Below are 12,260 nucleotides of genomic sequence, written 5' to 3' on the forward strand. Positions count from 1 at the left end.
ACTGCTCCTTCGTGATCTCTGGTGGGCGGGGGCGGGGCCGGTCACTCCGGCGGGATCTCCCGGTAGACCAGGCTGAGGTCGACGCCCCTGCTGCGGTTGATCAGGCGGGCCGCGACGTACCAGACCACTCCGGTCGCGACGACGCCGAACATGAACCAGAGCGAGAGCTGCCGGGTCACCGCGAACATGGAGTTGATCGTGTCGTCGGCGATGAACGTGATCATCAGCGCGCCGAGGGAGAGCACGCCGCCCGCGCCGGCCAGCGCGACCGCCGGGATGCCGAACACCCGCTTGCCGCCCGCCGACTCCCAGACGTTGCGCAGCCGGTACGGGAAGACAACCCCGGCCAGAGACACGATGATGAATGCCAGGATCTGCGCGAGCAGGGCGCCGAGCAGGCTGGCGTCCGACCAGTTGACCAGGGCGATCAGGGCGAGCTCGCCGGTGATGACGCAGAGCACGATGGCCTTCACCGGGGTGTGGAACCGCTCGCTGACGTCGCCGAGCTTCTGCGGCACCGTGCGGTCGAGGGACCAGGCGAGCATGTACCGGGTCGCCTGCATCGTCGACAGCGGGGTGCCCATCACCGCCCAGATCACGAAGCCGACGCCGATGAGGAGCAGCAGGAAGACGTTGTGCGTCAGCAGCGCGGCCAGGAAGTTGAAGCCGGGCGGCAGCCCCGCGGGCAGGCCGAGGGTGTCGGGAGCGGCCCCGGCCAGGTAGCCCAGGCTGCCGAGCCACTCGGGGCTCACATTGCTGGTGAGCACGACCGTGAGCAGGGCGAGCACCAGGCCGTTGATCAGCACGCCGCCGACCATGGCGCGGTACTGGGTCTTGGACGCCCGCTTGATCTCGCCGCCGATCTGCGCGGAGCCCTGGGCGTAACCGACCACGAAGAACACCCAGGGCAGCATCAGCAGAGTGTCGACGAAGCTGAACGGCGCGCCGTTGCCGGTGTAGCCGGCCTTCTCGGCCGCCGGGATGATCTGGTCGAAGCTCAGCCCGTGGTTCCTGCCGGCGAACTCGTTCCAGCCGGCGGAGATGTGCCCGCCGTTGAAGAGCAGCAGCGCGAAGGACACCAGGAGGCTGACGCCCGCGATGGCGAACAGGAACTTCTGCCACCGCCAGTACCGCTGGCCGCCCAGCACGATGAGCACGCCGAAGCCGACCGTGATGATCGTGCCGAGGCCGAGGACCCACCACTGGGTGGTGATGCCGAGCAGGTCGTGCTTGGCCAGGAGCGCGTTGCCCATGTCGAGCCAGACCGCCTGGCCGGTGACCGACGTCAGCGTCGCGAGCGCGGCGGGCACCGCGAAGGTGAGCGCGAAGTAGGCGTTGAACCCGATCCAGAAGAAGATCATCCACAGGCCCTGACTCCAGGAGAGCAGGAATCCGAGGATGGGATGCAGCGTGCGGCTGACGAACACGTAGTCGCCGCCCGATCGCGGCATCGCGGCGGAGAACTCGGCGTACACCCTGAGCAGCGTGAACGCCATCAGCAGGGTGCCGATGACCACCGCGAGCAGCATGTTGCCCCCGGAGAACGCCGTCTGCGCCTGAAGGAAGAGGAAGACGCCGCCGACCGCGACGTTCATCCCGAAAGTGTTCATCACGAAGGCGTCGAAGAACGACACCTCGCGGATCAGTCCGGTGGCGTTCCGGACGAAGACGCCGGCCTGCCTGTCGGAGGAGGACGCCGGTATTTGACTCGATGTGGCCACGGCAATGGCCCCTCTCTGTGGAGCGGTGGAGCTATGGAGCTAGGGAGCCGCGGAGCCGGCCGGCCGTGGGACCGCCGATCCGCGCGGCTATGCCGTCGGGGATGTCGTGGGGGGTGTTCGACCAGGCTGGAAGCCCACACCGTGCTGGGGATGGCTCTCGATCTCGAACCTGAACCGGTCGGCCTGGTAGAGGACCTGCGAGAACTCCACAGGGACGCCGTGCTGGTCGTGGGTCACGGCCTCCACCCGGAGCAGCGCCTCGCCCACCGGGACCTGGAGGTGACCGGCGTGCTCGGGAAGCGCCCTGACCACCTCGATGACGTTCCGCGCGGAGGTCATCACCGTCCCGTACCGCTCATGCAGCAGTTCGTAGAGCGACCCGGTCAGGTCCGCGTCGCCGAGGCCGGGGAACAGCGAGACCGGCAACGACGCCGTGAGCAGCACCACCGGTTCGCCCGACAGGAACGCCACCCGTCGCAGGCGGAAGACCTCCGCGCCGGTCGGGAGCCTGAGCGCCGTGGCGACCGGCTCGGGCGCGGGGACCGTCTCCGCCGCCAGCACCCGCATCGCGGCGGGCAGCCCCGTCGCGTTGAGCGTGGCCGTGAAGCTGGACAGCAGCTGGATCTCGGCGCCGACCTTGGCCTCGCGGACGTAGGTGCCACGCCCTCGCGTCCTGGTCAGGTAGCCGTCCTTGGCGAGCGCCAGGATCGCCTGCCGCACGGGGGCCAGGCTGACCCCGAGACGTGCCGCGTACTCCTTCTCCTGCACGAGTTTCTGACCGGGGGCGAGGCGTCCGGACACGATCTGGTCGAGCAGCAGCCGGTAGATCTGCTCGTGGTAGGGGACGGGAGATCCGCGATCGATCTCCACCGGCGGTTCGGGGGATGGAGAGTCCGGTGACTCAGACGACCTCATACCGAGGAACGTAAAGATTATAAGTTTCTAATCTATTACTGGAATGTTGCGTTTCGGCAGCGAGCCCCGCAAGCCCCCCGCTCTGACGTGCGACAACACCATCGCATCCCGGTAACGGCGGACAACAAAGGGCAAGTAAAAAGCCGGCCCCCCGCGCGCGAGGGGCCGGCTGAGCGCCGAGGGACGTCCCGTCTAGGGGACGAAGACGGCGAGGGGCTTGGCGGTCCTGCCGTGCTCCTCGACCAGGGCGAGGAGCGTGCCGTCGGGGGCGAATACGCCGATGGGACCGGACCCGAGGCCCGCCGAGGGCAGGCGCCCGCCGTGGGCGACCAGGGCGGCCTGCTCCTCCGACACGTCCATGCGCGGGAAGGCCGCCGCCACGGCGTCGGCGATCGGCAGGATCACACAGTCCTCCGCGAGCTGCTCGATCGTGCGGGCCGCCGACAGGTCGTACGGCCCGACGCGGGTGCGGCGCAGCCGGGTCAGATGGCCGCCGACGCCCAGCGCCGTCCCGAGGTCGCGGGCCAGCGAGCGGATGTACGTGCCGCTGGAGCAGCTCACCGACGCGTCCACCTCGACCACGTCCCCGTGGCGGCGGATGCCGGTGATCTCGAACGCGTGGACGGTGACAGGACGCGCCTGGAGCTGGACCTCCTCGCCCGCCCTGGCCCGCTTGTACGCGCGCTCACCGTTCACCTTGATGGCGCTGACCTGGGGTGGGACCTGCTGGATCGGACCGGTGAGGGCGGCCACGCCCGCCCGTACGGCCTCGTCGGTCACGTGGGCGGCGGAGGTCTCCGTGAGGGTCTCGCCCTCGGCGTCGTCGGTGTTGGTGGTCATCCCGAGGCGGATCGTGGCGTCATAGCCCTTCTCCGTGAGCGCCAGGTGCCCGAGCAGCCGGGTGGCCTTCTCGACGCCGATCACCAGCACCCCGGTGGCCATGGGGTCCAGGGTGCCCGCGTGGCCGACCCTGCGCGTGCCGGCCAGGCGCCGCATCTTGCCGACGACGTCGTGGGAGGTCCAGTCGGCGGGCTTGTCCACGATGACCAACCCGCTCGGCGGCGCCGGCCGCTTCGCGCGAACGGTGCCGTCGGTCCTGCTGCCCGCCGTGGTCATCGGGAACATCCTCGGAAAGTCATCGGCGCGGTCGCCGGTCGGACAGGTCAGGTGGAGGGGCCGATGAGCGAGCGGAACCTCGCCATGGTCTCCTCGGGCGAGTCGTGCGAGGTGAAGCCCGCCGCGCGCACGTGGCCGCCGCCGCCCAGGGCCGTGCAGGCGCGGCCGACGTCCACCTGGCCCTTGGAGCGCGTGGAGACCTGCCAGGCCCCGTCGTCGTCCTCCTTGAGGACCACGGCGACATCGGGCTCGTCGGTGCGGCGGATCACGTCGATGATGCCCTCGCACTCGTCGTACGGCAGGCAGTAGGCGGCCCGGTCGGCCGAGGTCACGAAGGTCCACACCAGGCCGAGCCCACCGGCGGCCCGCTCGTCCAGCGTGACCCGGTCGAGGGCCGCCGCCAGGACCTTGAGATAGGCGAACGGGGAACGATCCCACAGCTCGCGGGCGATCTCGTCGGTGCGCAGGCCCGTCGCGACCAGCCGCGCCGCCATCTCGTGCACCGCGGGCGTGGTGGAGGAGTGCCTGAACGACCCGGTGTCGGTGACCAGGCCGGTGTAGAGGCAGGTCGCGATGTCGCGGTCGACGCCGAGGCCGAGCCGTGCCATCAGCTCCTCCACCAGCATGGAGGTGGAGGCGGCCGAGGAGTCGACGAGCTGGACGGTGCCGAACCCGGTGTTGGAGGGGTGGTGGTCCACCACGATCAGCTCACGGGCCTTGCCGGCGTTCGGGGCGAGCAGGCCGAGGCGGTCGACCGTGGGGGCGTCGAAGCTGATCATCAGCTCCGGCTCGGCCGGGTACGCCGCCGGCTCGGCCAGCAGCTCCTGGCCGGGCAGGAAGCGCAGCAGGCGGGGCACCGCGAACCTGCGGTCACCGAAGGACGCCGCCACCCGCTTGCCGGCCCGGCGGAGCGCCATGCCGAACCCGAGCATCGAGCCGAGCGCGTCGCCGTCGGGGGCCACGTGGCAGACCAGCGCGACCTCGCCCGCGTCCCGCACCAGCTCGACGGCACGCCGCCAGTCGGCCTCCCGCACCGCGTGCGCGGGAGGCCGCTCAGGAGGTCGTACGTCCGGCATCACGGTGCGGAACGCCCCGCGCGGTCGGACGGCTCGGCGCCGAGCTCCGCTCGCAGGTCGTCATCGCCCTCGTCGTCTTCGTCGCCGGGCCTGCGGTACGGGTCGGCCTCGCCGGCGTGGACGGCGCCCTCGGCCTTCTTGGCGATCTCCTCGTCGCGGGCCTTGGCCTCGGCGAGCAGCTCGTCGAGGTGCCGGGCACTGTCGGGAAGGGGGTCGTGGCTGAAGGTCAGTGTCGGCGTGTGCCGTACGCCGGTCTGGCGTCCCACCTCCGAACGGATGACCCCCTTGGCGCTCTCAAGGGCGGCGGCGGTGTCGGCCCGCTCGGCCTCGGAGCCGAAGACGGTGTAGAAGACCGTCGCCTCACGGAGGTCACCGGTGATCTTCGTGTCGGTCACCGTCACGAAACCGAGGCGTGGATCCTTGATCCGGCGCTCCAGCATCTCGGCGACAATCTGCTGAATGCGGTCCGCAAGTTTACGGGCGCGTGCTGCGTCCACGATCGCGCTCCCCCTCTTTGTTCGCTTTACTCGCTTAACGGCCCACGGGATGGGTGGCTTCCCGAGGGCCCTAGTCCTCGTCCTCGGTGATCAGCCGCCGCCGGGCGGACAGCAGCTCGATCTCGGGGTGAAAGGCGATCAACCGCTCGCAGGCCTCAAGCACCTCACCGCAGTTCGCGGCCGTGGCGGACACCACGGCGACGCCGATCTCGCTACGGCGGTGGAGGTCGAGATGGCCGGTCTCGGCCACCGCGACCGCCGGGAACCGGCGGCGCACCTCGGCGATGAGAGGACGCACCACAGAGCGCTTCTGCTTCAGCGAACGAACGTCGCCCAGCAGGATGTCCAGAGTCAGAGCACCTATGTACATGGCTGTCGCCGCGATCCGCCGACCGAGGAAGACGGGGGTGTCCGTGGGAAGGACCCACGGACACCCGCCGTCATGCTTCCTTCACTGTCAGGCGCGCGGCTTCTCCCGCATCTCGAACGTCTCGATGACGTCGTCGATCTTGATGTCGTTGTACCCGACACCGATACCGCACTCGAAGCCCTCGCGGACCTCGGTCGCGTCGTCCTTGAAGCGGCGCAGCGACGAAACGGTGAGGTTGTCGGCCACGACGACACCGTCGCGGATGATCCGGGCCTTGCTGTTGCGGGTGATCGTGCCCGAGCGGACCAGACAGCCCGCCACGTTGCCGATCTTCGGAACCTTGAAGACGTCCCGGACCTCGGCGGTGCCGGTCTGGGCCTCCTCGAACTCCGGCTTCAGCATGCCCTTGAGGGCCGCCTCGATCTCCTCGATCGCCTGGTAGATGACCGAGTAGTAGCGGATGTCGACGCCCTCGCGCTCGGCCAGGTCGCGCGCCCGGACCTCGGGACGCACGTTGAAGCCGATGATGACGGCGTTGTCGTCCGCGATGGCCAGGTTGACGTCATACTCGGTGATCGCGCCGACGGCACGGTGGAGCACCCGGAGGCGCACCTCCTCGCCGACGTCGATCTTGAGCAGAGCGTCTTCCAGGGCCTCGACGGAACCGGAGACGTCACCCTTGATGATGAGCTTGAGCTCGTCGACCTTGCCCTTCTCCATGTCGCTGAAGAGCTCTTCGAGCGTGCGCCTGCGGCTGGACCTCGCCATGTCGGCGATGCGCTGCCGGGCCGCCCGCTGCTGGGCGATCTGGCGGGCCATGCGGTCGTCGGTGACGACGATGAAGTTGTCACCGGCGTTCGGGACGGCCGTGAGGCCGAGCACCAGCACCGGACGCGACGGGTCGGCCTCGGTGACCTGCTCGCCGCTGTCGTCCAGCATCGCCCGGACGCGGCCGAAGGCCTCGCCACAGACGATCGAGTCGCCGACCCGCAGGGTGCCGCGCTGCACGAGCACGGTCGCCACGGGGCCGCGGCCCTTGTCGAGGTGGGCCTCGATGGCGATGCCCTGGGCGTCCATCGTCGGGTTGGCACGGAGGTCGAGCTCCGCGTCGGCCGTCAGCAGGATCGCCTCAAGCAGGTCGTCGATGCCGAGCCCCTGCTTGGCGGAGATGTCGACGAACATCGTCGAGCCGCCGTACTCCTCGGCCACCAGACCGTACTCGGTGAGCTGGGCCCGCACCTTCGTCGGGTCCGCGCCCTCCTTGTCGATCTTGTTGACCGCGACCACGACGGGGACGCTCGCCGCGTGGGCGTGGTTGAGCGCCTCGATGGTCTGCGGCTTCACGCCGTCGTCGGCGGCGACCACCAGCACGGCGATGTCGGTCGCCTGGGCACCACGGGCTCGCATGGCGGTGAACGCCTCGTGACCCGGGGTGTCGATGAAGGTGATCTTGCGTTCCTGGCCCTCGTGCTCGGTCGCGACCTGGTAGGCGCCGATGTGCTGGGTGATGCCACCGGCCTCACGGGCCACCACGTTGGTGTTGCGGATGGCGTCCAGCAGCTTGGTCTTACCGTGGTCGACGTGACCCATGACCGTCACGACCGGCGGGCGCGCCGCGAGGTCGCTCTCGTCGCCCTCGTCCTCGCCGAACTCGATGTCGAAGGCCTCGAGAAGCTCGCGGTCCTCCTCCTCCGGGCTGACGACCTGGATGGCGTAGTTGAGCTCGGCGCCGAGAAGCTGCAGGGTCTCCTCGTTCACCGACTGGGTGGCGGTCACCATCTCGCCGAGGTGCAGCATGATCTGCACCAGCGACGCGGGGTTCGCACCGATCTTGTCGGCGAAGTCGGACAGCGAGGCTCCGCGCGGGAGGCGCAGGGTCTGGCCCGTGCCGCGAGGAACCTGCACGCCGCCGATCGAGGGGGCCTGCATGTTGTCGAACTCTTGACGCCTCTGGCGCTTGGACTTGCGGCCACGGGTCGGACGGCCGCCGGGACGCCCGAAGGCACCCGCCGTGCCGCCGCGGCCACGGCCACCGCCGCCACCGGGACGACCGGCGAAACCACCGCCGCCACCGCCACCCGCACCTGCGCCGGCACCGCCGCCGGGACGGCCACCGGTGCCCGTGCGGGGACCGCTGAAGCCGCCGCCGCCACCGGGACGACCGGCGCCACCGCCGCCGCCACCGGGACGACCGCCACCGCCGCCACCGCCGGGACGGCCACCGCCGCCACCGGGACGACCGCCGCCGCCACCGCCGCCACCCTGACCGGGACCGGACGGGCGCGAGGGCATCATCATCGGGTTGGGACGCGGACCACCGGGACGGGGGCCTCCCGCACCGGGGCCGGGACGCGGGCCCGCCGAACCGGGACCCGGACGCGGACCGGCCGCTCCGGGAGGACCGGAACGGGCGCCCGGAGGACGCGGCATCGCGCCGTCGCGGGGACCGCCGCCCTCACGGCGGGGCTCGCGCGGACCGGCGCCTTCACGGCGCGGCTCGCGGGGACCGCCTTCACGAGGCGCGCCGTCACGGGTGGGAGGAGCCCCACCGTCACGTGGCGGACGCGCCGGGCGCTGGCCCATGCCGCTCGCGTTGGAGGAGAAGGGGTTGTTACCCGGACGCGGGCCGCGCGGACCCGGCTTCGGGCCTCCGGGACGAGGAGCGCCGCCGGACGCCGGAGCGCCGGAACGCGGACCCGCCGGAGCACCACCCGGCGCGCCGCCGCCGGGGGCGGAGGGCGCCGCGGGGCGCTGGGCCGGACCGGGCCGGGGACCCGGCCTCGCGCCGGGACCTGGCCGCGAGCCCGGCGCCGACTGGCGCGAGGCGTCGGAACGGGGCGCCTCGGACCGGGGCGCGTCCTGACGAGGGGCGTCGGTGCGAGGAGCCTCGAACCGGGGCGCCTCCGAACGCGGGACCTCGGGACGCGCGGCCGGGCGAGCCGCCTCGGGACGGGCCACCTCAGGGGCGGCCTCGGCGCGAGCGGCCTCGGGACGCGGCGCCGCCGGGCGGGGAGCCTCCTGCGGAGGCTGGCTGACATGGGGCATCGGAACGGGCGGACGGGGCGCGACGTTCGCGGGACCCGGTCGCGGACCCGGCCTCGGGCCGGGGCCCGGCCGCGGAGCCTGCTGACCAGGTGCCGGCGCACCGTTGCCGGCCGGGCTCTGCGCCGGCCGGGGAGACGCCTTCGACGGCGCCCTGGACGACCTGTCGCCGCCCCTGGAATCGGACGGCCCCTTGAGGGCCTCCGTGAGCTTGCGGACCACCGGCGCTTCTATCGTTGAAGACGCCGATCGAACGAACTCGCCCATTTCTTGGAGCTTGGCCATCACGACCTTGCTCTCGACTCCGAACTCCTTGGCGAGCTCGTAGACTCGGACCTTCGCCACTGCACTCCCTAACTCGGCCCGGGAGGCTGTGCCGCCGGACCGTCGCTACCTAGACGTACTCATCGCCGCATGCTCATCAGGCGCTCATCGCTATCTGACCCGCCCATCGACTCGGCGTCCTACATGACAGTTGGTAACCATTCACCCGGTCCTACTCGACGTCAAGCCCCGCGAGAGAAGCTCGCAGGCACGCCATGTCGAGCGGTCCCGCGACGCGAAACGAGCGCGGAAACACCCGGCGACGTTCGGCGAGCTCCAGGCAGCTCAGTGCCGGATGCACATAAGCACCCCGGCCCTGCAGCCGTCCTCGCTGGTCGGGAACGATCTCGCCCTCGACCACCACCAGGCGGAGCAGCTCGGACTTTACCGTGCGAACCCGGCAGCCCACACACGTTCTCAGCGGGGCCGCCCGGCCACCGTATTCAAGCTTACCTTGTGGAGGCATCGGCAGGACCGACCGCATCCCCCGTCGCCGTCGCCTGGGTATCGGGACGGATGTCGATGCGCCACCCGGTGAGGCGAGCGGCGAGGCGGGCGTTCTGCCCCTCTTTGCCGATCGCGAGCGAAAGCTGGTAGTCAGGCACGGTCACCCGCGCCACGCGACCCTCCAGATCGATGACCTCCACATGGGAAACCCGCGCGGGAGACAGGGCATTCCCGACGAAATCGGCTGGGTCGTCGGACCAGTCGATAATGTCGATCTTCTCGCCGTGCAGCTCGGTCATCACGTTGCGCACCCGCGACCCCATCGGGCCGATGCAGGCTCCCTTGGCGTTGACGCCGCCCCTGCGGGACCGCACCGCGATCTTGGTGCGGTGACCGGCCTCGCGGGCGATCGCGGCGATCTCCACCGTGCCGTCGGCGATCTCGGGGACCTCCAGGGCGAAGAGCTTCTTCACCAGGTTCGGGTGGGTGCGGGACAGCGTGACCGACGGCCCCTTGTGCCCCTTCTTCACCTGGACGACGTAGCAGCGCAGCCGCTCGCCGTGGATGTACTCCTCACCGGGGACCTGCTCGTTGTGCGGCAGGATCGCCTCGATCTTGCCGAGGTCGACCAGCACCACCCGAGGGTCCTTGCCCTGCTGGATGACGCCGGCGACCAGCTCACCCTCGCGGCTGGCGAACTCGCCGAAGTTGATCTCGTCTTCCGCGTCCCTCAGCTGCTGAAGGATCACCTGCTTCGCCGTGGTCGCGGCGATGCGGCTGAAGTTGCCAGGGGTGTCGTCGTACTCCCTGATCACCTGGCCCTCGTCGTCGAGCTCCGCGGCGTAGATCATCACGTGCCCGGAGGCTCGGTCGAGCTCCGCGCGCGCCTTGGAGGAGGCCCCCTCGGTGCGGAAGTACGCGATCAGCAACGCATCCTCGATGGCCTTGACGACCAGGTCGAAGGAGATGTCCTTCTCCCGCTCCAGGCTGCGCAGGACGCTCATGTCAATGTCCACAAGGCTCCCCCCTAGCCCTCGTCGCCGTCGTCGGCGTCTTCTTCATGGTCAAGCACGTCTTCGTCTTCGTCGTCGAGCCGGCGGAACTCCACCTGCACCCGGCCCTTGCTCAGCTCTTCCCACGCCAGCAGGCGTGGCTCGGGCGCGTCCGAGAGCTCGACACCGGCGTCGCCGACGGCCAGGACGCGGCCCTCCAGCGAGCTGCCGTCGCGCAGGTCGGCCTTCACCAGGCGCCCCTTGGCGCGCCGCCAGTGCCGGGGCTCGGTCAGCGGGCGGTCGACCCCGGGGGAGGTCACCTCCAGGACGTACGGGCTGCCGCCCATGACGTCGCTGTCGTCGAGCGCCTGCGACACCACCTGGCTGATGTCGGCGACCTTGTCGAGGCTCACCCCGTCGTCGCCGTCCACGATGACGCGCAGGAGCCTCCGCTTGCCGGCGGGAGTGACCGTGACATCCTCAAGGTCGAGACCCTCCGCCGCGGCGACGGGCTCCAGAAGCTTTATCAGGCGGTCACGTCGAGCGTCGGCGCCCATGCTGACCTCCCAGTTGAATTATCGGCCATCTCGCGAGAGGGCCGAAGGCGTACCTCGCCCAACGGTTCACCAGCCTATCGACACCGGGGCACGGAAAGAGCGTCACTCGGTTACCCACCCGGCGACGCGCCGTACGATGCTATGTGCCAAGCCAGGAAAAGCCGTCATCCACGGGAGGCCACACCGTGCGTCAGCAGGCCCTGACCCGGCGCGCGGTGCTGCGTGGCACCGCCGCCGGTGCGGTCGCCGTGGCCGTCGCCGGTTGCTCGGCGCGGGAGACCCCGCCGCCGGCGCCCAAGCCGCCCGACCCCGAGACCGTGCTGCTCACCGGCGTCATCGCCGACAAGGAGCGCATGGTCGCGCTCTACCGGCAGGCCGTGCTCTCGGGCGGCAAGATGGCCGCCGTGCTCGGGCCCTTCCAGCAGCGCCACGAGGTCCACCTGGCGGAGCTGCGGCGCCGCCTGCCCCCGAGCCCCGCGCCCGCCTCGCCGACCCCCTCGGCGGCGGCCGGCTCCCCGCCCGCCGCCGCCAGGGTCTCGGTCGGCCGGTTGCGCGAGCTGGAGCGCAAGGCGGCGGCCGCCCGGCCCCGCCAGATCGCGAACGTCTCCCCGGCCCTGGCGCAACTCCTCGCCTGCATCGGCGCCTGCGAGGCCGCGCACGCGGTGGCACTGGCGAGGGCGACATGACCGACGCGCTCCAGGGGCTCAACAAGGTGCTCGACGCCGAGCACGCCGCCGTGTACGCCTACGGCGTCGTGGGCGCCCGCACCAGCGGCGGCCAGCGGTCGTCGGCGTCCGCCGGCTTCAACGCCCACCGGGCCAGGCGCGACCAGATCCGCCAGCTGATCACGGCCAGGGGCGGCACGCCGTCGGAGTCCGGCGCGGCGTACGAGCTGCCCTTCCCTGTCGCCGCGGCCGCCGACGCGGCCCGGCTCGCAGCGCTGGTGGAAGACCGCGTCACCGCCGCCTACCTTGAGCTGACCGCCGTGGAGGACACCGCGCTGCGGCGACTCGCCGCCATGGCCATGCAGGAGTGCGCGGTCAGGGGGTACGGCTGGCGCCCGGCGATCGCCGCCCTGCCCGGCTGGCCCGCCCCCGCCGCCGGCCCCTCCCCGAAGGGCAGGCCGGGCACCTCGCCGCCGGTTTCCCTTGACCAGTAGGCGATTTCGTCGACACACCGGCGTTTGCGGGTGGTGTCCCGGGT

General features: G+C 71.1%; 12 protein-coding genes. 2 read left to right on the forward strand and 10 right to left on the reverse strand.

From position 1 onward, the window contains the following. Positions 1-41: 41 nt before the first annotated feature. From ACGFIV_RS03045 to rimP, 10 genes are all read right to left on the reverse strand, one after another. Positions 42-1,721, reverse strand: coding sequence for an APC family permease (locus ACGFIV_RS03045; RefSeq protein ID WP_392831429.1), 1,680 nt, complete (start codon positions 1,719-1,721; stop codon positions 42-44). An 87-nt stretch (positions 1,722-1,808) separates the two neighbouring features. Continuing rightward, a complete protein-coding gene (locus ACGFIV_RS03050) occupies positions 1,809-2,636 on the reverse strand; it encodes a GntR family transcriptional regulator (RefSeq protein ID WP_358549880.1) in 828 nt (275 codons plus the stop codon). A gap of 192 nt (positions 2,637-2,828) precedes the next feature. Continuing rightward, the gene (gene truB, locus ACGFIV_RS03055; protein ID WP_358549882.1) at positions 2,829-3,752 is read right to left on the reverse strand and encodes a tRNA pseudouridine(55) synthase TruB; all 924 of its coding nucleotides are present in this window, start codon (positions 3,750-3,752) and stop codon (positions 2,829-2,831) included. Between the two features lie 47 nt (positions 3,753-3,799). Continuing rightward, complete coding sequence (locus tag ACGFIV_RS03060; RefSeq protein ID WP_392831433.1) at positions 3,800-4,828, reverse strand: bifunctional oligoribonuclease/PAP phosphatase NrnA; 1,029 nt, start codon at positions 4,826-4,828, stop codon at positions 3,800-3,802. Next, positions 4,828-5,328 carry a 30S ribosome-binding factor RbfA gene (gene rbfA, locus ACGFIV_RS03065; RefSeq protein WP_358549892.1) on the reverse strand — a complete coding sequence of 167 codons (501 nt, stop codon included), beginning with the start codon at positions 5,326-5,328 and terminating at the stop codon, positions 4,828-4,830. Before rbfA ends, ACGFIV_RS03060 begins: the two co-directional genes overlap by 1 nt. A gap of 67 nt (positions 5,329-5,395) precedes the next feature. Beyond that, entirely contained in the window at positions 5,396-5,695 is a 300-nt protein-coding gene (locus ACGFIV_RS03070) for a DUF503 domain-containing protein (RefSeq protein WP_358549886.1), read from the reverse strand. Positions 5,696-5,782: 87 nt separating this feature from the next. After that, positions 5,783-9,082, reverse strand: a complete 3,300-nt coding sequence (gene infB, locus ACGFIV_RS03075) for a translation initiation factor IF-2 (RefSeq protein ID WP_392831436.1) — start codon at positions 9,080-9,082, stop codon at positions 5,783-5,785. Positions 9,083-9,233: 151 nt separating this feature from the next. Then, positions 9,234-9,545, reverse strand: coding sequence for a YlxR family protein (locus ACGFIV_RS03080; RefSeq protein WP_392831439.1), 312 nt, complete (start codon positions 9,543-9,545; stop codon positions 9,234-9,236). Beyond that, positions 9,511-10,512, reverse strand: a complete 1,002-nt coding sequence (gene nusA, locus ACGFIV_RS03085; protein ID WP_358560362.1) for a transcription termination factor NusA — start codon at positions 10,510-10,512, stop codon at positions 9,511-9,513. Before nusA ends, ACGFIV_RS03080 begins: the two co-directional genes overlap by 35 nt. 23 nt (positions 10,513-10,535) lie before the next feature. Further along, on the reverse strand, positions 10,536-11,057 hold the full coding sequence (gene rimP / locus ACGFIV_RS03090) for a ribosome maturation factor RimP (RefSeq protein WP_358560364.1): 522 nt from the start codon (positions 11,055-11,057) through the stop codon (positions 10,536-10,538). 185 nt (positions 11,058-11,242) lie between these two features. On the opposite strand from rimP, the gene ACGFIV_RS03095 reads away from it, so the two are divergent. After that, entirely contained in the window at positions 11,243-11,743 is a 501-nt protein-coding gene (locus tag ACGFIV_RS03095; protein WP_358560366.1) for a twin-arginine translocation signal domain-containing protein, read from the forward strand. Then, entirely contained in the window at positions 11,740-12,216 is a 477-nt protein-coding gene (locus ACGFIV_RS03100; protein WP_358560368.1) for a ferritin-like domain-containing protein, read from the forward strand. Before ACGFIV_RS03095 ends, ACGFIV_RS03100 begins: the two co-directional genes overlap by 4 nt. Positions 12,217-12,260: the final 44 nt, after the last annotated feature.

It is taken from the genome of Sphaerisporangium sp. NPDC049003, assembly GCF_043197795.1.
GTDB lineage: Bacteria > Actinomycetota > Actinomycetes > Streptosporangiales > Streptosporangiaceae > Sphaerisporangium.

Coding starts and splice junctions, on each gene's coding strand:
- ACGFIV_RS03100 (WP_358560368.1), top strand. CDS start 11,740: ATGACCGACGCGCTCCAGGGGCTCAACAAGGTGCTCGACGCCGAGCAC.
- ACGFIV_RS03080 (WP_392831439.1), bottom strand. CDS start 9,545: ATGCGGTCGGTCCTGCCGATGCCTCCACAAGGTAAGCTTGAATACGGT.
- ACGFIV_RS03070 (WP_358549886.1), bottom strand. CDS start 5,695: ATGTACATAGGTGCTCTGACTCTGGACATCCTGCTGGGCGACGTTCGT.
- rimP (WP_358560364.1), bottom strand. CDS start 11,057: ATGGGCGCCGACGCTCGACGTGACCGCCTGATAAAGCTTCTGGAGCCC.
- ACGFIV_RS03050 (WP_358549880.1), bottom strand. CDS start 2,636: ATGAGGTCGTCTGAGTCACCGGACTCTCCATCCCCCGAACCGCCGGTG.
- ACGFIV_RS03060 (WP_392831433.1), bottom strand. CDS start 4,828: ATGCCGGACGTACGACCTCCTGAGCGGCCTCCCGCGCACGCGGTGCGG.
- truB (WP_358549882.1), bottom strand. CDS start 3,752: ATGACCACGGCGGGCAGCAGGACCGACGGCACCGTTCGCGCGAAGCGG.
- nusA (WP_358560362.1), bottom strand. CDS start 10,512: ATGAGCGTCCTGCGCAGCCTGGAGCGGGAGAAGGACATCTCCTTCGAC.